18 protein-coding genes are annotated in these 21230 nt (G+C 35.9%); 16 read left to right on the top strand and 2 right to left on the bottom strand.

All coding sequences use genetic code 11. The features are described 5' to 3' along the window. The first annotated feature begins 3 nt into the window (after positions 1 to 3). Together NBX25_RS06270 and NBX25_RS06265 are read left to right on the top strand one after the other, a co-directional pair. Positions 4 to 876, top strand: a complete 873-nt coding sequence (locus tag NBX25_RS06270) for a hypothetical protein (RefSeq protein ID WP_250253159.1) — start codon at positions 4 to 6, stop codon at positions 874 to 876. Positions 877 to 895: 19 nt separating this feature from the next. Next, positions 896 to 2041: a hypothetical protein gene (locus NBX25_RS06265; protein WP_250253158.1), complete on the top strand. Its 1146-nt coding sequence runs from the start codon at positions 896 to 898 to the stop codon at positions 2039 to 2041. A gap of 92 nt (positions 2042 to 2133) precedes the next feature. On the opposite strand, the gene NBX25_RS06260 is transcribed toward NBX25_RS06265, so the two are convergent. Further along, a complete protein-coding gene (locus tag NBX25_RS06260; protein WP_123908234.1) occupies positions 2134 to 3126 on the bottom strand; it encodes a sterol desaturase family protein in 993 nt (330 codons plus the stop codon). 396 nt (positions 3127 to 3522) lie between these two features. On the opposite strand from NBX25_RS06260, the gene NBX25_RS06255 reads away from it, so the two are divergent. From NBX25_RS06255 to NBX25_RS06190, 14 genes are all read left to right on the top strand, one after another. After that, positions 3523 to 5385, top strand: coding sequence for a glycoside hydrolase family 13 protein (locus NBX25_RS06255; RefSeq protein ID WP_250253157.1), 1863 nt, complete (start codon positions 3523 to 3525; stop codon positions 5383 to 5385). Between the two features lie 9 nt (positions 5386 to 5394). Continuing rightward, entirely contained in the window at positions 5395 to 5916 is a 522-nt protein-coding gene (locus NBX25_RS06250; protein ID WP_250253155.1) for a nuclear transport factor 2 family protein, read from the top strand. Between the two features lie 14 nt (positions 5917 to 5930). After that, positions 5931 to 7313: an MFS transporter gene (locus NBX25_RS06245; RefSeq protein ID WP_123908231.1), complete on the top strand. Its 1383-nt coding sequence runs from the start codon at positions 5931 to 5933 to the stop codon at positions 7311 to 7313. A gap of 304 nt (positions 7314 to 7617) precedes the next feature. Beyond that, on the top strand, positions 7618 to 9147 hold the full coding sequence (locus NBX25_RS06240) for a GMC oxidoreductase (protein WP_250253153.1): 1530 nt from the start codon (positions 7618 to 7620) through the stop codon (positions 9145 to 9147). Positions 9148 to 9151: 4 nt separating this feature from the next. Beyond that, entirely contained in the window at positions 9152 to 10318 is a 1167-nt protein-coding gene (locus NBX25_RS06235; RefSeq protein ID WP_250253152.1) for an MFS transporter, read from the top strand. A gap of 202 nt (positions 10319 to 10520) precedes the next feature. Continuing rightward, positions 10521 to 11249 carry a pirin family protein gene (locus NBX25_RS06230; RefSeq protein ID WP_123860163.1) on the top strand — a complete coding sequence of 243 codons (729 nt, stop codon included), beginning with the start codon at positions 10521 to 10523 and terminating at the stop codon, positions 11247 to 11249. A gap of 103 nt (positions 11250 to 11352) precedes the next feature. Further along, the gene (locus NBX25_RS06225) at positions 11353 to 11904 is read left to right on the top strand and encodes an NADPH-dependent FMN reductase (protein WP_250253150.1); all 552 of its coding nucleotides are present in this window, start codon (positions 11353 to 11355) and stop codon (positions 11902 to 11904) included. Between the two features lie 279 nt (positions 11905 to 12183). Beyond that, the gene (purM, locus tag NBX25_RS06220; RefSeq protein WP_115971124.1) at positions 12184 to 13176 is read left to right on the top strand and encodes a phosphoribosylformylglycinamidine cyclo-ligase; all 993 of its coding nucleotides are present in this window, start codon (positions 12184 to 12186) and stop codon (positions 13174 to 13176) included. 73 nt (positions 13177 to 13249) lie between these two features. Next, a complete protein-coding gene (locus tag NBX25_RS06215) occupies positions 13250 to 13666 on the top strand; it encodes a hypothetical protein (protein ID WP_250253149.1) in 417 nt (138 codons plus the stop codon). A 76-nt stretch (positions 13667 to 13742) separates the two neighbouring features. Next, positions 13743 to 14309: a phosphoribosylglycinamide formyltransferase gene (purN, locus tag NBX25_RS06210; protein WP_250253148.1), complete on the top strand. Its 567-nt coding sequence runs from the start codon at positions 13743 to 13745 to the stop codon at positions 14307 to 14309. A gap of 181 nt (positions 14310 to 14490) precedes the next feature. Beyond that, positions 14491 to 16008 carry a bifunctional phosphoribosylaminoimidazolecarboxamide formyltransferase/IMP cyclohydrolase gene (gene purH / locus NBX25_RS06205; RefSeq protein ID WP_123908226.1) on the top strand — a complete coding sequence of 506 codons (1518 nt, stop codon included), beginning with the start codon at positions 14491 to 14493 and terminating at the stop codon, positions 16006 to 16008. Positions 16009 to 16096: 88 nt separating this feature from the next. Continuing rightward, positions 16097 to 17335, top strand: a complete 1239-nt coding sequence (gene purD / locus NBX25_RS06200; protein WP_123908225.1) for a phosphoribosylamine--glycine ligase — start codon at positions 16097 to 16099, stop codon at positions 17333 to 17335. A 162-nt stretch (positions 17336 to 17497) separates the two neighbouring features. After that, complete coding sequence (guaA, locus tag NBX25_RS06195; RefSeq protein WP_123908224.1) at positions 17498 to 19027, top strand: glutamine-hydrolyzing GMP synthase; 1530 nt, start codon at positions 17498 to 17500, stop codon at positions 19025 to 19027. A 387-nt stretch (positions 19028 to 19414) separates the two neighbouring features. Continuing rightward, positions 19415 to 20923: a bifunctional GNAT family N-acetyltransferase/carbon-nitrogen hydrolase family protein gene (locus tag NBX25_RS06190; RefSeq protein ID WP_250253146.1), complete on the top strand. Its 1509-nt coding sequence runs from the start codon at positions 19415 to 19417 to the stop codon at positions 20921 to 20923. A 118-nt stretch (positions 20924 to 21041) separates the two neighbouring features. Here NBX25_RS06190 and NBX25_RS06185 read toward each other — a convergent pair whose 3' ends face one another. Next, positions 21042 to 21203, bottom strand: coding sequence for a hypothetical protein (locus NBX25_RS06185; protein ID WP_164464377.1), 162 nt, complete (start codon positions 21201 to 21203; stop codon positions 21042 to 21044). Positions 21204 to 21230: the final 27 nt, after the last annotated feature.

Below are 21230 nucleotides of genomic sequence, written 5' to 3'. Positions count from 1 at the left end.
ACTATGAAATTAAAATCAGGAATCAAAATATACGGTGAGAATTTAGAAGATGTTTTAGAAATCAATTCCGGCCTTGTTCATCATTCAAAACAGGAGCCTGTAGAAATTGTATTCAAAGATATTAAGTTCAAAGCACAGTATGAACCCAATGCCCATTTAGCAAAAAGGGACTGGAGAAAACTATCCGAACAGGAACTGGGTACCATAAAAGGAGATCACATTAATAAAAAGGATTATAATTCTGTTTTCCTAGGAGAAATTCCTGAAGAGCTGAAGGATGTTTTCCATAAATTAAACCTGCATTCAGCAACTTCAGATGGGGATGCATTTCAAAAATTTATCGAAAATAAAGAGTTGGTTCAGGAATTAAATACTCATCTTAATGGGGTATTAGACGAAATTTCATTAGCACCTTATAGATTTATGAGTGTGGCAACCAATTATCCTAATAGTGAAGTGGTATCTTTAAATAAAAGAAAACTGCCTGAAAATTATACATTCAAAGATATTCATTTTATTGGAGTTCATAAAGACAGTTCTAAAGATATGACTTTGCATACCTGTTATCAGTACGGGAATAGATTTACCATAAATTTAGGGGAACAGCCTCGCTACTTTTTATTTGTTAATCTTACGATGAAACAGGCACATAATATGCTTAAAGAAAAAGAAGAACTTAAGGATGTGGTGATAACAAATGAAAACATTACAGATTATTTTCTAGAGCACTATCCAACCTATCCTGTGATTAAAGTGAAGCAAAAACCCTATCAGTTTTATATTGCTCCTACAGACAACTGTTTTCATGATGGCACTACAATAGGAAATACCAAAATAGATGTTGTAATGACCTATTTGGGTAAATTTTGTATTTAATTTTAAATAATATTGAGAAATGAAATCTTTTTTATCATTATGTATTGTCTCGTTTTTAACTTCTTTTTCATTTGCCCAGAATACATTACCTATTCTAAAAGCAAACGGACCTAAAGCTGTCATTTATGAAAAAGATAATGGCTTAAAAACAGATTGGAATATAGATCCTAAAATTAAAACGGATGTATATACGGTATCCAAAATAGCGACTTCTAATAAACGGGTTACTATAAAAACAGATATCGACTCTCTTGTTGTAGACCTTAAAAAAGGAGAAAAAAAAGATTTTATCATTCTTTTGAAGGGTAAAGATTCAGCGCTTACGAGAATTGAATCCTTGCCTCCGAAAGATTTTAGTAAAATGTCTTTTAAAGATACGCTGAAGCTTCATATGAATGAGCAGAATACAATATTCGTAAAAACAATACTCAATAAAGTGGATACCCTTCTGCTTAACTTTGATACAGGAACAAGTGATCTTGTCCTTACACAGGAGACTTTAAAGAATAAAATTAAAAGCTCATTAAAATCGGGAACCAATATTCTACAAATCGGAAAAAAAGAATACAAAGATTTTAATATCTACCCGGCACAACTTACCGGGCATGGTACAGATGGTAGATTTGGCTGGGATTTATTTGATGGAATGATTGTAGAATTAAATCATGATAAGGGATTAATGGTTGTACATTCTAAGCTTCCATCTCATGTAAAATCTCAATATTCGCCGGTTCCAATCAAGTATTTTAATAACGTTTTCTTGGTACAAGTGGGCATTGCTCAAGATAAAATTAAAAATAATGATTGGTATTTGTTTGATACAGGATACCAGAGAACAGCAATGTTGGATGGCCCTTTATTAAATGAGCAGGGATTCCCTACGGATAAAATGACGGTCATTAAAAAAGTAATCATGAAAGGGGCTCAGGGAAATGAAATTCCTGTCATGACCTCCAATCTCCAATCTTTATCATTAGGAAAAACAAAACTAAAAGACATTCCTGTACAGCTTTTATCTCAAAGCAGACCCGTAACAGGCTCCAGAATGAATATTCTGGGCAATGAAATTCTAAAAAGGTTTAACTTATTTTTAGACTTTCAAAAAAATATCGTTTATCTAAAACCTAATCAATTGATTAGTGCTACTTACATTGAAAGTAAATGAGTGTTTTGATTTCACTATTATCAATTATATTCAAATAACATAGCAAATAAAAATTCCCCAGGCAGGTCAATTGCTTGGGGAATTTTTATTGTTTAATTTGGAGTGTATTCAGGCTCAGTAATTTCTGTTTGTTCTACCTGTTCTATCTGTTCTGCCTGAGCAGGTTGTGGTTTATTTCTGATTTTTTCTTTGTATTCCTTCTGGAATTGTTTTACGGTTTTGCCAGTGCCGTCATGTCTCCACCCCGGAGAATAGAAGAGGTATTTCAGACGATCTTTGAAAGAAAGCCCTGGCTGTCTAAGATCCTTTCCAATTCTTCTCCATTCGTAAAAAAGAACAGTGGCCGGATCTTTAGACTTCATTTTAGGATAGATCCCATATTTTACAGGTACTTCCGGATCTTCCTTTTCAAATGTTCCGAAGATTTTGTCCCAGATAATTAATCCCATTCCCATATTACGGTCCAGGTATTTGATATTACACGCATGGTGCACACGATGGTGGGAAGGTGTTACTAGAATATGTTCCAGGAAGCCCATGCTTTTTATAGATTGCGTATGCACAAAAGTTCCATAAATCTGAATAGCAGAATAAGCAACCATAACATGTAGCGGATGGAACCCTACTAATGCTAGGGGAGAAAAGAACAGATATCTGTACAAAGGCTGAAATACAGGACTTCTGAATCCTGTGGTAATATTAAAATAATCAGAATTATGATGGGTAATATGTACCGCCCAGAAGACACGGGAATGATGATCTACATAATGGTGAACGTAATAAGCAAAATCCTGGGCCAGGAATACTGCAATCCAGTACCATATTCCAACTTCCCAATCAAAAATGCGATGATAGTAAAAGAACATCATAACAAGCATGGAAAACCCTTTCATAATGATATCCAAGCTGTAATTTAAAAGCGCTAAAAGCACATTGGTCGCTACATCTTTAGTTTCATAAAGCTTTTCTTTATTGAAGTGGCTGTATGCCATCTCTATAAAAATAATGCCCGCAAACATAGGGATAGCCCAGGGATAAACAATGTCCGGTCCATCACTTTCAAACATTTTACTAAAATCAAACATTTTTTCTGTAAAACTAAGCATTAAATAGATAAAATGGGAATTTTTTAGATTTAATATTGTGTTTTACCAGCGTTTTAATGAAAATTTAATAAAAAAATAAGGTGATGATAGTGAAATATTGTTATTTTCTTTCAATATGAGACATAAATACTGCTGTATTTTAGTATAGAATTTTACCAAACCAAAGAGTCCCGGTAAGGTTGATAAATAAAAGAGAATTCTACACATTATTTTGTAATAACTCTAAAGTTTTTTCGTAATTTGCTGCTAAGTTGTTCATACTTAAAATGTTGTGTGTTTTAATGTAACTTGCTGTTTTCCAAAATGATGAGCAGTGTTCTTAATAGCATTTCAGAGTACACAGCTGATGATTAAACGGAAGATTAAGACTAAGTTATGAGAAGAATATATACAATTTTTGCCCTTTCCGCTGCTTCAGTAGCTTTTTCCCAATCAAAAGTATTGGAAAAAGTAGAACCGGCTTTCTGGTGGAAGGGAATGAAAAATCCTGAACTTCAAATCCTTGTTTACGGAAAAGGAATTGCCCATAATGAGATCTCTCTTTCAGATGGTGTAAAAATTAAAGACATTCAAAAAGTAGAAAATCCGAATTATGTTTTTATTACAGTCAATACCAATGAAATCAACGTTCCGAAGTTTACCATTAATATTGAAAAAAATAAAAAGAATATTGGATCTTATACCTATGAGCTGAAGCAGAGAAATTCTGGATCTGCAGATCGGGAATCCTATACCTCAAGAGATGTGATGTACCTGATTATGCCGGATCGTTTTGCGAATGGAGACGAAAAGAATGATTCTGTTCCGGAATTAACTGAAAAAGCAGATCGCAGCTTACCCAATGGAAGACATGGAGGAGATCTTCGGGGAATTATCAACAATCTTGACTACATCCAAAACCTTGGTGCAACGGCTGTTTGGTTAACACCTGTCAATGAAGATAATGAAAAAGTATACTCTTACCATGGATATGCTCAAACCGATCTTTATAAAATTGATGCCCGCTACGGAACCAATGAAGATTATAAAAAACTTTCCCAGGAATTAAACAAAAGAAATATGAAGCTGGTGATGGATTATGTTACCAATCACTGGGGTGTTTCACACTGGATGATAAAAGATCTTCCCACAAAAGACTGGATTCATTGGTTCAAAGAAGGAGATAATGGCTTCAAGAGATCTAATTATAAAATATCCACGCAATTTGATCCTAATGCTTCGGAAATGGATAAGAAATATGCACTGGATGGATGGTTTGATAAAACAATGCCTGATATCAACCAGAAAAATCCATTGGTTTTAAAATATTTAACCCAAAATGCTATTTGGTGGATTGAATACGCTGAATTAGGAGGTTTCCGGGTAGATACCTATCCTTACAATGACAAGGAAGCTATGGCAAAGTGGGCCAAAGCAATTACTGATGAATATCCGAAATTTAATATCGTAGGAGAAACCTGGCTGGGAACAGCAGGACAAATTTCAGCCTGGCAAAGAAATTCAAAAACAGGAGAAGCTGCCGGATACAATTCAAATCTGCCCTCTGTAATGGATTTTACTTTGTTTGGAGATATGCCGAAAGCTTTTAAAGAAGAAGAAGGGTGGGACAAAGGCTTGATAAAGCTTTATGATTCATTTAGCAGTGATTTCCTTTATCCGGATATCAATAATGTCATGGTCTTCTTTGAAAATCATGATACCGAAAGATGGAATGAGATCTTCAATGCAAATCCTAATGCCTACAAAATGGGATTGACTCTGATCTCAACGGTCCGTGGAATTCCACAGATCTATTACGGATCAGAAGTAGGAATGCGTGGAAATAAAGAAAAAGGAGGTGATGCTGATATCCGCAGAGATTTTCCGGGCGGCTGGAAATCTGATAAACAGAATGCTTTCAATCCTGCAACACAGACTTCTGGACAAAAAGAATTTTATCAGTTTACACAAAAACTACTGAACTGGAGAAAAGGGAAAGAAGTCATTCATACCGGAAAAACAAAAAACTTTGTTCCTAAAGATAATGTTTTCACTTATTTCAGATACAATGAGAAGGAAAGTGTAATGGTAGTCATCAACAATAATAAAAAAGATCAGACGTTAGACTTAAAATATTTTGAAGAATCATTAAAAGGATTTTCCAGAGGAAAAGACGTTATTTCAGGAAAGGAATTCACTTTACAGAATACTTTGACAATTCCTGCTAAAACACCACTAATCATTGAACTTGAAAAATAAATAATACCTATGAAAAAATTAATAGCTGTTCATACACTCATCCTGTTTTTATTTGGATTTACAGTAGTATCAGCACAATCAAACAAAACATTTGAAAAAGAAAAATCAGAGATCAGCACTATGCTTGATGCTTTCAATGCAGCTGCTGCAAAAGCTGATTATACGGAGTACTTTAATTTTTTTGCTGATGAATCTACCTTTATCGGAACAGATGCTACTGAAATCTGGAATAAAAAAGAATTCATGGTTTGGGCAAAACCTCATTTCGATAAAAAGAAAACCTGGAATTTTACAGCATTAAAAAGAAATATTCATTTCAATAAAGATGGAAAATTGGCGTGGTTTGATGAATTATTGGACACTCAAATGAAAATCTGCCGTGGTTCAGGTGTTGTAGAAAAAATCAACGGCCAATGGAAAGTCAAACAATACGTCCTTTCTATGACAGTCCCTAATGATGTTGTAGATAAAGTAGTGGCTGATAAAACAGCCATTGAAGACGTTTTGATTAAAGAATTAAAAACAAAATAAGCATAAAGATAACGATGGCTGGAAAAATGAAACCGGAACTTTCACTTACTCAGATTATCAACATGAGTATGGGGTTCCTGGGAATCCAAATGGCATTCGGATTACAGAATGGAAATGCAAGCCGTATTCTTGCTAATTTAGGAGCAGATGTTCACGAATTATCCTGGTTCTGGCTGGTAGCTCCCATTACGGGACTCATTGTGCAGCCTATTATCGGACATATGGGAGATAATACCTGGAGTCCGTTGGGGAGAAGGAAACCTTATTTCCTGATTGGTGCTGTTTTATGTGCTATAGGATTGGTATTGCTTCCGAATGCTGCTTCTGTAACTCAAATGTTTGCCGCTAACGCCCTTTTATTAGCTGTAATTTTCCTGGCGATGATGGATGCCTCCGTAAATGTTGCCATGGAACCCTTCAGAGCTTTGGTGGGTGATATGCTTCCCAAACATCAGGGAACAATCGGGTTTTCGGTACAAACGATTCTGATTGGTTTTGGAGCTGTATTGGGGTCTTATTTACCGGATTGGCTGACTAAATTAGGAGTTTCTAACGTAGCACCTAAAGGTTTTGTTGCTGACAATGTAATTTATTCCTTTTATGTAGGGGCAGTATTACTGATTATTTCTATTCTGTATACCATTATTACAACTAAAGAATACTCTCCTGAAGAATTTGCTGCATTTGAAGATGGAAAAGAGATAGAGCATGAAAAATCTAAATTCTCAGATATCTTTAAAGATTTTGCAGGTATTCCTGCTCAAATGAAAAAACTGGGAATTGTTCAGTTCTTCTCATGGTTTGCATTATTTACGATGTGGGTATTTACCACTAGTGCTTTGGCCACCCATCATTTGGGACTCTCCCCTGAAGATACCCATTCAAAAGCATTCAATGACGCCGGAGATTTAACAGGTAAGCTGTTTGGAATGTACAACCTGTGGGCCATTCCTTTTGCATTTTTATTGACACCGATTGCTAAATGGATAGGTAAGAAGCAGACCCACGCTTTAGCTTTATTATGTGGAGGTTTAGGATTAATTTCTATGTATTTTATTAAAGATGTAGATAATCTATGGATTTCAATGATTGGATTAGGATTTGCCTGGGCCAGTATCCTGGCAATGCCTTATGCAATGCTGATTGAAGTGATTCCACAGAGAAAAATGGGCGTTTATATGGGAATATTCAATTTCTTTATTGTCATTCCGCAGATCATCAATGGTTTATTTGGAGGACCTATTGTAAGCAGTATTTTTGGAAAACAAGCCATGGATTATGTGGTTGTAGGTGGTGTCTGCATGCTGATTGGAGCTGTAGTAACGATGATCTTTGTTAAATCTGAGGATGAAACACCTAAAGAGATTGAAGAAGAGATCAAGCAGGTACATTTTTAGTTAAATATATAAAGACGACAATCCATCTATAAAATAATGGTATCAAAATTTAATAGAAGCGGGCTTTAGCCCGCTTTCATATTTTAAATCCCTTCCAAAACCTATATCATTTTTCATTATAATTTATAATAATCTCACAGATTGGATTAAAAATTAAATTGAGTAATACCTTTTAGATAAAAATCTGCGGAATCTGTGTGATCTGTGTGAAATGAAAAATATATTCAATTGATTGAAAATTAACATTTTGTTAAGCTGGTTCTGACTTTTTTATCTCTAAATTAGATGCACCAAATTCTAAAAAATGTACGATATCATCATCATAGGAACCGGAGCTGGGGGTTCTACTATGGCTTATAAACTGGCTGATAGTGGAAAAAAGATACTGATTCTGGAAAGAGGAGATTATGTTCCGGTGGAAAAAGAAAACTGGAATTCTGTAGAGGTTTTTCAGAAAAACAGATATACAACAACCGAGGTTTGGCTGGATAAACACGGAAAGACTTTTCGACCAGGAATGCACTATAATGTGGGTGGAAATACCAAATTCTATGGAGCAGCTTTATTTCGTCTAAGAGAAGAGGATTTTAAGGAAATTCAGCATTATGATGGTGTTTCTCCTGCCTGGCCTATCCAATATGATGATTTAAAAGCTTATTATTTGGAAGCCGAAAAACTTTTTTATGTGCATGGAAAAAGAGGATCTGATCCTACTGAGCCTTTTGAATCGGAACCTTATCCTCATTTGCCATTACCTCACGAGCCAAGAATTCAGGAAATTGTTGATGAATTAACAGATTATGGACTGCATCCTTTTGAATTGCCCATCGGAGTCAACTTTAAGCCTCACAGCACTGCTAATGCTCCTTATACATTAGATCGTTTTGATGGCTTCCCCGATGCTTCTGAAAGAAAAGCAGATGCTCATCTTTGTGCCTTGTCAAAAGCATTGAAATATCCAAATGTAGAATTGATGACGAATGCAAAAGTTGTAAAGCTCAATACCGATAGCTCAGGAAAAAGAATTACTGAAGTTATTATAGAACAGGGAGAAGGCACCAAAGTATTGACCGCAGAGCTTGTTGTTCTTTCAGCAGGAGCAATTAACTCGGCAGCAATATTGTTGCAAAGTAAAAACAATCAGTTTCCCAATGGACTTGCCAATACTTCAGACCAGGTGGGAAGAAATTATATGTTTCATCAGAATACAGCTTTGATCGCTTTGTATACGGAGCCTAATCCTACCAAATTTGGAAAGACATTTGGAATCAACGATTTCTATCATGCCGCCAGAGGATATGAATTTCCTTTAGGACATATTCAGATGTTAGGCAAATCAGATGAAAACCAGATTAAAGCAGACAGCCCGATTCCTGCTCCGGGCTTTACCTTTGATTTAATGGCAAAACATGCGGTTGATTTCTGGCTGACCTCAGAAGATTTACCGGATTCTGAAAACCGGGTAACGGTCGAAGACGGACAAATTAAAATTAGTTACACAGACAATAACCAGAAAGGACATGAGTTCTTAAAAGCAGAATTGATCAAAGCTTTAAAAGCATCAGGGAAATTTGAAAGCTTCCTGTTCAAAGGATATTACTTCAGTAAAGGAATGGATATTGCATCACCCGCCCATCAAAATGGAACAACAAAGATGGGGATTGATCCTGAAACTTCGGTAGTTGATACTTACTGCAAAGCCCATGATCTGGAAAACCTATACATTGTGGACGGCGGATTCTTTGTTTCCAGCGGAGCGGTAAATCCGGCGCTCACGATTATTGCAATGGCGTTAAGAGTAGGAGAATATCTCAAAAATGATGTTTTAAAGTAAATGGATGGATTCTAAGAAAGTTATTATCATTGTTGTTTTCTTATTGGCTTTCCTGACCGGAGTAAATTTTGTGATTTTTCCGGCATTGGGAAATGCTTTTATGGATTCTTCTTTGTTTGCACTTTCTTCCTCTCAGTTTGGTAATTTATTTGTACCTCAGGTAATCTGTATTATTATTTCCTGTTTAAGTGCTCCGTTTTTGGTTAATAAATGGGGACCTAAGGTAATGCTGGTCATTGGGGTGTTGTTAATGCTTGCCTCAACAGGTACTTTATGGTTTCTGCATTATTTTATAACTGAAAAATCGTTATTGTTTCCTATACTCTTGATTTTAGTTGCCTGTACAGGAATGGGATTTGGGTTTTCCATTACAACCCTCAACCCTTTGGCCGCGAGTTTATTTGAGAAAAAAAACTCTTCAGCTATTTTAATCCTTCAGTTTCTGGTAGGGTTGGGGACGTCAACCTCTCCATTGATGATGAATCTGATAGGAGATGTTAAATATTGGATGTATGTTCCCGGATTAATATTCATTGTGGTGAGCTTTGTTTTCATTGTCTTTTTATTGCTTAAAATTGATAAAGGAACATTTTTCGAGCTTCCTGATCATTTTAAAATTCCTCAAAAGCTATGGATATTTTTTGCTGCTATCATTTTATACGGTTGTGTAGAAGGAACTTTTGGGAGTTTTGGAGGGGTGATTCTTAAAAATAAAGGGTTGGATAATGGTAATGCAAGCCTTGGCTTATCTTTATTCTGGGGTGGAATTGCTTTAAACCGGCTTTTATTCGGAGTTTTTTCTAAAAAATTTGACTTGTCTTTATTCTTTATAACCGCTCCACTTTGGGTAGGTCTTTTACTTTTACTGCTGCTGATCTATCCCAATATCCATATTTTATTACTGATGATGTTTTTAATAGGATTTTGTATGGGAAGTATATTTCCTGGTTCTATGGGTTGGGGTACGGTTGAATTTCCAAGCTATTCAGTGTTAGTTTCAGGATTTCTTATGGCTGCCAATCAAATCGGAACCGGGATTGTAACGAATGTTCTTGGGCATTTTTCTAATTATATCTCTGTCATTCTTGGAGTACTGATAGTGCTAATGTTGATTATCTGTGTCTTATTCTTTTATTTGAAGAAAGGGTCTAAAATTAAAGAAGCATTTTAGGAAAAGGAGATAAGAGTTGGATGGAATCTGAAAAACAGGAAGAATAAAATATAAACATCTGTAAAATTTGTGTGATCTGCGAGAAAACTATCCTAATCATTATCTTTCACAGCCTTCTTTGCCCTTAAGTTTCCTTTCTTATCTTACATCAACTTTTTATGACCATTCCATCCCGTACATTTGTACCATAAATAATCAAGAAATGAAAACAGTATATCATAAAGCAGATTCAAGAGGCCATGCTAATCATGGTTGGTTAAACTCTTACCATACATTCAGTTTTGCAAACTATCAGAACAAAGACAGAATGAACTTTGGAGTATTGAGAGTATTGAACGACGATACCGTTTCTCAGGGAATGGGATTCGGGACACACCCGCACAGGGATATGGAAATTATTTCCATTCCTTTAGAAGGAGATCTGGAACATAAAGACTCAATGGGTACTACGGCGGTAATTAAAAAAGGGGAGATTCAGGTGATGAGTGCCGGAACCGGAGTACAACATAGTGAATACAACAAAAATAAAGACGAAGAAGTAAAGTTCTTACAAATCTGGGTGTTCCCTAAAGAATTGAATGTTGCACCAAGATATGACCAGAAAAGCATTAAAGAAGGTGAAAAGATCAATGGATTCCAACAGATTTTATCACCTAATAAAAATGATGACGGAGTATGGATTCATCAGGATGCGTGGTTTAATATCGCCAACTTCAAAAAAGGAAACGGTAAAAATTATATGTTGAACAAAAAAGACAATGGAGTGTACGCATTCGTTTTAAAAGGAAGTGCAAAAGTAGGAGACCGTGTACTGAATGAAAGAGACGGATTGGGAATCTGGGATACCCAAAGCTTTAATATTGAAGCTATAGAAGACACTGAAATATTATTAATGGAAGTACCGATGGAGTTGCCTTCTTATCTTAAATAAAAAACTAAATTTGTATCCTTAAAAATTAAAAATAATATAAAATCAACATGAGTGAAATCATTACACATGTTGATTTTATATAACTTAAAAATAAATACTACATATGAAAATCTTAGCAATAGCAGGAAGTAATTCAGAAGTTTCAATAAACAAGCAGTTGGTAGCTTATGCGTCAACATTATTTGATAAAGGAGAAGTAGAAGTGATTGATTTAAATCCTTTCGAAATGCCAATCTATAAGCATGAAAGAGAATTAGCAGGAGGAGTTCCTCAGGAAGCACATGATTTTGCTGCAAAAATTGATGGCGCAGATTTACTATTAGTTTCTTTGGGAGAGCATAACGGTACGTATTCTACAGCATTCAAAAATGTATTTGATTGGGTATCCAGAATCAAAGACAGAACCGTATGGAATGAAGTTCCAATGCTATTGATGTCTACATCACCAGGAGGTAGAGGTGGAGCAGGAGTTTTGGAAGCTGCCTCTAAGCGTTTTCCTTTTCATGGTGGAAATGTGGTAGAAACTTTCTCACTTCCTTTCTTCAATGATAACTTTGATAAAGCTGAGCAAAAAATCTCTAATGCTGAGAAAAACAGTGAATTAAAAGAAAAAATAAAGAAGATTGCGGCGATTGAAACCATCCTTGAAAAATAGAATTTGAATATTCATTTAAAATTACTATTTTTGCAAAAAGAAAAGAGATGAAAATTCAGACCTCCTATAAACAATGTTTTTCTCATAAAGGGAAAATTGTGGGCTCTGAAATTCTGAGATAAAATAACGGCCGATAATCTGAAAAGATTGTCGGCTTTTTTGTTTTCTAAATTTGAAATAAAAAGTAAATTGAAATATATAAAGATAGTAAGACTACAGGCATCAGATCATAAATAATCTGAGAACTGGAATCTGATAATCTAAAAAATCTAAGCAGACATGAGCAACACTTACAAATCAGCAGGAGTAGACAAAGAAGAAGGATACAAAACGGTTGACAAGATTAAAAAAGCAGTTGGCGAAACCCACAATTCCAATGTGTTGAATCACTTGGGAAGTTTTGGTGCTTTCTATGAAATCGGTGGATATAAAAATCCGGTTCTTGTTTCAGGAACAGATGGAGTAGGAACGAAACTGAAAGTAGCTTTGGATACCAAAAAATATGACTCTATAGGAGTAGACTGTTTCGCAATGTGTGCCAATGATATTCTTTGCCACGGTGCTAAGCCATTATTCTTCTTAGATTATTTAGCTTGTGGAAAGTTGGATTCTGAAATTGCAGCTGAAATTGTTCTTGGAATGGTAAATGCTTGTAAAGATAACAACTGTGCATTAATTGGTGGTGAAACTGCTGAAATGCCGGGAATGTACCAGCCTGGAGATTATGATGTTGCCGGATTCTGCGTAGGAATTGTAGAAAAAGACCAGATCATTGATGGTTCAAACATCAAAGCAGGTAACAAAATTATTGCATTGCCAAGCTCAGGATTTCACTCCAACGGATTCTCTTTAGTAAGAAAAGTATTCCCGAACTTCGAAGAGGAGTTTGAAGGAAAACCTTTATATGAAACTCTTTTAGTTCCCACAAGATTATACTTCAAAGACATTCATAAAGTATTGGAAGAGGTAAAAGTAGGTGGAATTGCTCACATTACAGGAGGAGGATTGTACGAAAACGTACCAAGAATTATTCCTGAAGGGCTTTGTGCTTCTATCGACGGTTCTAAAATCAGAATTCCAAGTGTAATGCTTGAGCTGGAGAAGAGAGGTGGAATTGCTCGTGAAGAAATGCACGGTACTTTCAATATGGGTGTAGGAATGGTAATCGTTGTAGATGCTGAACATGCTGAAAAAGTATTACACCTTTTAGATGATGCTTACGAAATCGGAGAAATCACGGAAGGAGCAGAGAAAATCAATTTATCATTATAAATAATATAACAATTTGGTAATGTACAGTGTACCAATTGTTACATTGCCAGACTGATACATTGTTACATTATAAATGAAGAAATCCATCCGCTACTTTATCATTGCAATAGTACTTCTCGGAGTCGGATATTGGGGATTTTATAGCTGGAAACATAAAACATCTTTAGGAGAATTCATTACCATCGAAGCCACATTTATGCAATATGCCTGCGGAGATGAAAATGATGATGCTAAAGTTAAAAAAGTAGATGATCCACGATATCACCTTTTAATAGGAAGAGATATCAATCCTGAAACAAAAAATGGTCTTGATCCTTTCGATTTCAAAGATTATTTTTATGATAACCGTACCGATCAGTATTATATGACTTATAGGTTGAAGGGACGTTTGGAAATCAATTCAAAATCAGGATGTGATGATTTTACTCCAAGGTTTTATGTTGAGGAAATAGAAAGACTGGATGGAACACATCGGGTAATAATAAAATAAATCAAACAGGAGACTGTAAGATGTAAAAAAAGCCTTGTCAAGGTTTTAAATCTTAACAGAAGGCTATCAAATAAATATGAAGAACATTGTAGTGCTTGTATCTGGTTCAGGAACCAATCTGCAGAGAATCATTGATACCATTGAAGCTGGAGAAATTCAGAATGCAAAAGTGTCTTTAGTCGTGGCAGACAGAGAATGTTTCGGATTGGAAAGAGCAGAAAATCATAATATAGAAAACGTACTGATTCCAAGAGGAAAGAATTTCAGCAGCGAATTGGCTAAAGTAATCCCACAAAATACAGACCTTATTGTATTGGCAGGATTCCTATCCATTTTAAAACCTGAATTCTGCGAAAACTGGAACGGTAAAATAATCAATATTCATCCGGCATTGCTTCCGAAATTTGGAGGAAAAGGAATGTGGGGAATGAACGTTCATAATGCTGTTATTGAAGCTAAAGAGGTAGAGAGTGGGGCAACAGTTCATTTTGTAACACCGGGTATTGATGAAGGAGAGGCTATTCTTCAGAAATCTTTTGAAGTAACGGCAGAGGATACTCCCGAAACCTTAGCCCAGAAAGTTCACCAGATTGAATATGAGATATTTCCGTTAGCGATCAATAAAGTCCTGGGAAATAAATAATATACCAATATAACAATGTACCAGTTTACCAATAATTGTAATTGTCATTCTGAGCATAGCGAAGAATCTCATTGTTATAGTTATATTGAAAAAAAAATCTAAGTAAAATAAAAAGTAATCCGGAGGTGAAAGACCCGGATACAGTTTGAAATAACTGTGAAAAGTAAAAATCGAAAGTAAAATGAGTAAAAAGAGAGTTTTAATCAGTGTTTCTGACAAAAGTGGATTAATTGAATTCGCACAGTTTTTGGAAGCTCAGAATTATGAGTTGATCTCCACAGGAGGAACGTTCAAACATTTGAAAGACGCTGGTTTAAATCCAATTCAGATTGATGAGGTAACCAATTTCCCTGAAATGTTGGACGGAAGAGTGAAAACTTTACATCCAAAAGTTCACGGTGGACTGTTAGCGGTTCGTAACAACGAAGAGCACATGAAAACTGTTCAGGAGCACGGAATTGGTCTGATTGACATGGTGATCGTAAACCTTTATCCTTTCTTTGAAAATGTGAACAAAAACATTTCTTTACATGAGAAAGTAGAGTTTATCGATATCGGAGGTCCATCAATGCTTCGTTCTGCAGCGAAAAACTTTGATTCTGTTACGGTAATTACTGATGTAGAAGATTATACAACAGTAAAAATAGAAATGGAGCAAAACGGGGATACTTATATTGAAACCCGTAAGAAGCTTGCAGGAAAAGTATTCAACCTTACATCAGCTTATGATGCTGCTATTTCAAGAATGCTTTTAGATGAAGAATATCCAACGTATTTAAATGCATCTTACAAAAAAGTTTCTGATCTTAGATACGGTGAAAACCCTCACCAGTCAGCAGCTTACTATGTTTCTACTTTCGAGAACGGAGCGATGAAAGACTTCGAACAGCTTGGAGGTAAAGAGCTTTCTTTCAATAACCTTCGTGATATGGACCTTTGCTGGAAAGTAGTTACTGAGTTCAAAGAAGAGATGGCTTGTTGTGCAGTAAAACACTCTACCCCTTGTGGAGTAGCGATTGGTACATCAGCATTAGAAACTTATCAAAAAACTTTCGAATGTGATCCGGTTTCTATCTTTGGCGGAATTGTTGCTATGAACTATAAGATCGATGCTGCAACGGCTGAAGAGCTGAATAAAACATTCCTTGAGATTGTAATGGCTCCGGATTTCGACGAAGAAGCTCTTGAAATTTTAAGAAAAAAGAAAAACCTGAGAATCATCAAAATCGTAAACCCTGTTTCTGACAAGAAAACATGGGTAAAAGTAGACGGTGGTATCTTGGTTCAGGATAATGATTTACACTTTTCGGATGACATCAAAGTAGTTACTGAAACTCAGCCTACTGAAGAACAGAAAAAAGCATTGCTTTTCTCTCAGAGAGTTGTGAAATATGTGAAATCTAACGCTATTGTGGTTTCCAACGGGATCCAGGCTTTTGGAATCGGAGGTGGACAGGTAAACAGAATCTGGGCTACACAACAGGCAATTGAAAGAGCAAAAGAAAAATTCACAGGAGATTTGGTACTCGCTTCTGATGCATTTTTCCCTTTCCGTGATGTCGTAGATTTCTGCGCTCAGGAAGGTATCAAAGCAATCATTCAGCCTGGAGGAAGTGTAAAAGATCAGGACAGTATAGAAGCTGCTAATGAGCACAGTATTCCAATGATGTTTACTGGGGTTAGACACTTTTTCCACTAATTAAAATAGAATTAAAAATAATTAGGGATTGTAATTTTAGCATCCAAAATTATATATTTGTAGAATAAGACTAGATAATAAATAAAGTATGAGAATATTAATCATAGGTGAAGGCGGTAGAGAGTCTGCTTTAGCAGCAAAGCTTCAGAATGACCCAAGAATTTCTAAAATGTTTTTTGCTAACGGGAATGCTACTACCGATGCAATAGGGAAAAATGTTCATTTATCAGAAATCAAAGAACTTAGAGATTTCGCTATTAAAGAGAAGGTTGATTTAACCATCGTTGGCCCGGAAGCTCCATTGGTAGCAGGGATCAAGGATGAGTTCAAAAAGCATGACCTTAAGGTTTTCGGACCTACTCAGAAAGTAGCAAGCCTGGAAGGAAGTAAGGCTTTCTCTAAGAAATTTATGCAGACCTATGATATCAAGACAGCTAAAGCGGTAGTATTTGATTCATATAACGAAGCAAAAGAATATATCCAGACACAGCCATATCCTTTAGTGATTAAGGCAAGTGGTTTAGCAGGTGGAAAAGGGGTTGTTATCTGTGACAACCTTGAAGAAGCTGAAGCTACGATCCACGACTTCATGATCAGAAGAATCTATGGAGACGCTGGTATCCGTTTGGTAATCGAAGAATATTTACAAGGTTTTGAAGCATCCATCATCGCTTTCTCAAACGGTGAAAAATTGTTCCCTTGTATTGCGGCAAAAGATTATAAGAAAGCTGGAAACGGAGATACAGGACCAAATACAGGAGGGATGGGTTCAGTGGCTCCAAGCCCGGAATTCACTCAGGGACACTATGCTGATTTTGAACAAAATATTTTAGAACCTACTATTAAAGGTCTTAAAGCAGAAGGGTTCAGTTTCAAAGGCATCATTTTCTTCGGATTAATGGTGACTAAGAACGGAGCTTATCTTCTTGAATACAACATGAGATTCGGAGATCCTGAAACTCAGGTATTGATGGCGCTTATGGAAAACAATCTTTTAGATGTGATCCAGGACTGTATGGATGGAAAAGACATCCAGCTTAAGTTTAAAGACGAAAAAGCAGTTTGTTTGGTAATGTGTTCAGGAGGTTACCCAAGAAACATTGAAACAGGCTTCGAAATTACAGGAGAAGACAAAGTAAAACACAGTAAACTGTTATATGCAGGAGCTATCACAAAAGGAGATAAAGTAGTTTCCAATGGTGGTAGAGTATTGAACATCGTAGCTACAGGTGCTACTTTCGAAGATGCCCGCAAAAAAGTTTACGAAGACGCAGCCCACGTACATTTCGATTACGGCTTCTATAGAGAAGACATCGGAAAGTTTTAATAAAAATCACGAAAAAAGATTTGGAGTCATTCCAAGTCTTTTTTTGTAAAGCAGTTAATAATTAGAAATAAGAGCTCAGGTGACAGTATCCGGATTTCAGATTAATAATCTGAAATCTGAGGTCTGAAATCTGATATCTTTCAAACAAATCAATCATCAAAAATGAACAACGGTATTATTATTTTAGATTTCGGATCCCAGTACAACCAGCTTATCGGAAGAAGAATCCGTGAGATGGGGGTGTACTCTGAAATCTTACCATTCAATACACCTTTACAAGATATTTTAGCAAAGCAGCCAAAAGGAATTATCCTTTCCGGGGGACCAAGTTCTGTAAACGCAGAAAATGCTCACCTGGTTGAAAAAGAATTATACGAACAGGGAGTACCTGTTTTGGGTATTTGCTATGGAATGCAGATGACTGCTCACCTTTTAGGAGGAAAAGTAAACAAAGGAGAGAAAGGGGAGTATGGAAAGGCTAATCTTGAGATCGTTAAAGAGAGCTCTTTATTAAAAGGAGTAACTCAGAACTCTGTAGTTTGGATGAGCCACTTTGATGAAGTTGGAGAACTGCCCGCAGGTTTTGAACTAAACGCAAAATCAGGAGTTATTGCTTCTATTTCCAATGAAGATAAAAAAATCTTCTGCGTTCAGTTTCATCCGGAAGTTTCCCATACGGAAGAAGGAGGAAAAATGCTTGAAAACTTCGTATTCGGAATCTGTAATGCAGAGAAAAACTGGAAACTGACCAACTATATCGAGAAAACAGTTGAAGAAATCCGTGAAAAAGTAGGAGACAACAAGGTTATCCTTGGTCTTTCAGGAGGTGTTGATTCATCTGTAGCGGCTGTTTTAATTCATAAAGCAATCGGAGATCAGCTAACTTGTATTTTTGTTGATACAGGATTACTGAGAAAAGATGAAGGAAAAAAAGTAATGGATCAGTATGGAGAGCACTTCCATATGAACATTAAAATGGTAGATGCTAAGGAAAGATTTCTTTCAAAATTAGCAGGAGTAGATGATCCTGAAGCGAAGAGAAAAATTATCGGAAACGAATTTATCCATGTATTTGATGAAGAATCTCACAAAATTGAAGGCGCTAAATTCTTAGCTCAGGGAACAATTTACCCTGACGTAATCGAGAGCCAGTCTGTAAATGGACCTTCTGCAGTAATTAAGTCTCACCACAATGTTGGAGGGCTTCCTGAAGATATGGAATTCGAGCTATTAGAGCCATTAAGAGAACTTTTCAAGGACGAAGTAAGAAGAGTGGGAGAAGAATTAGGAATTCCTCATCACTTGGTATACAGACACCCGTTCCCTGGACCTGGATTAGGAATCAGAGTATTAGGTGCTGTAGATGCTGAAAAAGTAAGAATCCTTCAGGAGGCTGATGATATTTTCATTGAGGAACTATACAAAAATGACCTTTACGAAAAAGTATCTCAGGCATTCGTAGTATTGCTTCCTGTAAAATCTGTAGGAGTAATGGGTGACGAAAGAACTTACGAATACACAGCAGTAGTTCGTTCGGCTAACACGATCGACTTTATGACGGCAACTTGGAGTAGACTTCCTTATGAATTCTTAGATACTGTTTCCAGCAGAATCATCAACGAAGTAAGAGGGATTAACAGAGTAGCTTACGATATTTCAAGCAAACCACCTGCAACAATTGAGTGGGAATAATTTTTGACTTGAATTTTAAATATAAATCCTATCTGTTCATTCAGGTAGGATTTTTTATTAGAATTGTTTTAATGAAAAAATGATAAGTAAAATATTTAAAGTGATTAATAAACAATATATTAATTTGAACAGCACATGCTTATGGTAGATAAGATAGTTTAATAACAATGCTCCTCTTAAATAAAAGTAAAGAATACTTTTACCTCTTGAATATTTATTTCAGATGCTGAAAATATCTTGCCCTTTGTCTAAAGTTTTTTACAAATAGGACATTCACTTTGATTTAAAAAATTATTACCATTTTTATTTGATGCTTTGGTTAATGTTTTGCTTAGTAATTACCTGTTAAAAACAAATTTTCACTAAATTTAAGTAAAAATACACCCAATGCAAATAGAAACAAGACCCCTGACTGTTCAGGATTATGAAGAGTTGGCAGCAACAATGAAAAGAGCGTATCCACAGATGTCGGAATCCATATGGTCTAAGAAAAGTATAGAAAAACTCACAAGAATGTTTCCTGATGGGCAAATCTGTATCACAGTAGATGGAAAACTGGCTGCAGTGGCGCTTTCTATTATTGTAAATTATGATGAATTCGGGGACGATCATACTTATAGTGATATTACAGGGAATTATACCTTCAATACCCACACCTCAAAAGGAAATGTTTTGTATGGAATAGAAGTTTTTGTAGATCCTGAATATCGTGAATTACGTCTTGGGAGAAGACTATATGACGCAAGAAAAGAACTTTGTGAGCTTTTGAATCTGAAATCCATTATTCTGGGGGGTAGAATCCCGAGTTATCATAAATACAGCCACGAACTTTCTCCGAGAGAATATATACGAAGAGTGAGGGACAAGGAAATTTATGATCCTGTGTTGTCTTTTCAGCTTTCAAATAATTTCTTGCCGATCAGGGTGTTAAAAAAATATCTTCCCGAAGATGAAGCATCCAGAGAGAATGCAGTCCTTCTGCAGTGGAATAATATTTACTACAGCAAAAACCCGAATACCATGCAGGATAGTATTATCCGTCTTGGATTGGTACAGTGGCAGATGAGGCATTTTAAAGACATAGAAGCCTTTTACGAACAGGTAGAATTTTTCGTTAATGTAATGGGAGACTACAAATCAGATTTCGTGTTGTTTCCGGAACTTTTCAATACACCATTGCTGGCCCCTTTCAATAATCTTTCAGAAAGGGATAGTATGATAGAGCTGGCCAAGCTTACCGAAGAGATTAAAAAGAAAATTTCTGAATTGGCCATCAGCTATAACGTTAATATCATTTCCGGAAGTATGCCTGTTTTCGATAATGATACAAATGATTTGTATAATGTCAGCTATCTTCTTCACCGTGATGGCCGTATGGATGAATATAGGAAAATTCACATTACCCCAAACGAAAAGAGGTATTATGGAATGAAGGGAGGAAGTGAAATAAAAGTTTTTGATACAGATTGTGGTAAAATAGGTCTTGTGATCTGTTATGATGTAGAGTTTCCCGAATTGCCAAGAATTCTTGCGGATCAGGGAATGAAAATACTGTTTGTCCCATATCTTACCGATACTCAGAATGCTTATATGAGAGTTCGCCATTGCGCAGCCGCCAGAGCTATAGAAAACGAATGCTATGTCGCCATTGCAGGTTGTGTAGGAAATCTTCCTAAAGTAAACAATATGGATATTCAGTTTGGGCAGGCAGCTGTATTTACTCCTTCAGATTTTGCGTTCCCATCCAATGCGGTAAAAGGAGAAGCTACTCCTAATACGGAAATGACATTGATTGTAGATGTAGATTTGAATTTATTGAAGGATCTCCATCACAATGGCTCTGTTCAGGTAATGAAAGACCGACGTAGAGATCTTTATGATACTTACCTTAAATAAATGATAAGAACTTATTTTAAATAAAGAAAATCCTGCATAAAGGCAGGATTTTTTATTTAATTTTTAAAAATACGGGTTGCGACCAGGTAATGAATCCTGCTCCTAACGGATGACAAAGCTATACATACTTCGGACATACTACAGCAGGGCAATAATAACCTGGGCAAAGAGGTCTTCCGTCAGCTGGACAGCACTCATATGTGCAGCCAATGATATGACCTTTTCCTGAAATATCTTTCAGCTGTTCTCTTGACAGTTTGTTTTTGTGTAAATTTTTCATTTTAATATTTTTTTTGGTTAAGTTGTG

Origin of the sequence: Chryseobacterium sp. Marseille-Q3244 (genome assembly GCF_940807095.1) — a bacterium.
GTDB lineage: Bacteria > Bacteroidota > Bacteroidia > Flavobacteriales > Weeksellaceae > Chryseobacterium.
This window is presented reverse-complemented; position numbering and strand designations above follow the sequence as displayed.

Coding starts and splice junctions, on each gene's coding strand:
- purN (WP_250253148.1), top strand. CDS start 13,743: ATGAAGAACATTGTAGTGCTTGTATCTGGTTCAGGAACCAATCTGCAG.
- NBX25_RS06185 (WP_164464377.1), bottom strand. CDS start 21,203: ATGAAAAATTTACACAAAAACAAACTGTCAAGAGAACAGCTGAAAGAT.
- NBX25_RS06235 (WP_250253152.1), top strand. CDS start 9,152: ATGGATTCTAAGAAAGTTATTATCATTGTTGTTTTCTTATTGGCTTTC.
- NBX25_RS06240 (WP_250253153.1), top strand. CDS start 7,618: ATGTACGATATCATCATCATAGGAACCGGAGCTGGGGGTTCTACTATG.
- NBX25_RS06190 (WP_250253146.1), top strand. CDS start 19,415: ATGCAAATAGAAACAAGACCCCTGACTGTTCAGGATTATGAAGAGTTG.
- NBX25_RS06255 (WP_250253157.1), top strand. CDS start 3,523: ATGAGAAGAATATATACAATTTTTGCCCTTTCCGCTGCTTCAGTAGCT.
- NBX25_RS06270 (WP_250253159.1), top strand. CDS start 4: ATGAAATTAAAATCAGGAATCAAAATATACGGTGAGAATTTAGAAGAT.
- NBX25_RS06250 (WP_250253155.1), top strand. CDS start 5,395: ATGAAAAAATTAATAGCTGTTCATACACTCATCCTGTTTTTATTTGGA.
- guaA (WP_123908224.1), top strand. CDS start 17,498: ATGAACAACGGTATTATTATTTTAGATTTCGGATCCCAGTACAACCAG.
- NBX25_RS06230 (WP_123860163.1), top strand. CDS start 10,521: ATGAAAACAGTATATCATAAAGCAGATTCAAGAGGCCATGCTAATCAT.
- NBX25_RS06260 (WP_123908234.1), bottom strand. CDS start 3,126: ATGTTTGATTTTAGTAAAATGTTTGAAAGTGATGGACCGGACATTGTT.
- purM (WP_115971124.1), top strand. CDS start 12,184: ATGAGCAACACTTACAAATCAGCAGGAGTAGACAAAGAAGAAGGATAC.
- NBX25_RS06225 (WP_250253150.1), top strand. CDS start 11,353: ATGAAAATCTTAGCAATAGCAGGAAGTAATTCAGAAGTTTCAATAAAC.
- purH (WP_123908226.1), top strand. CDS start 14,491: ATGAGTAAAAAGAGAGTTTTAATCAGTGTTTCTGACAAAAGTGGATTA.
- purD (WP_123908225.1), top strand. CDS start 16,097: ATGAGAATATTAATCATAGGTGAAGGCGGTAGAGAGTCTGCTTTAGCA.
- NBX25_RS06265 (WP_250253158.1), top strand. CDS start 896: ATGAAATCTTTTTTATCATTATGTATTGTCTCGTTTTTAACTTCTTTT.
- NBX25_RS06245 (WP_123908231.1), top strand. CDS start 5,931: ATGGCTGGAAAAATGAAACCGGAACTTTCACTTACTCAGATTATCAAC.
- NBX25_RS06215 (WP_250253149.1), top strand. CDS start 13,250: ATGAAGAAATCCATCCGCTACTTTATCATTGCAATAGTACTTCTCGGA.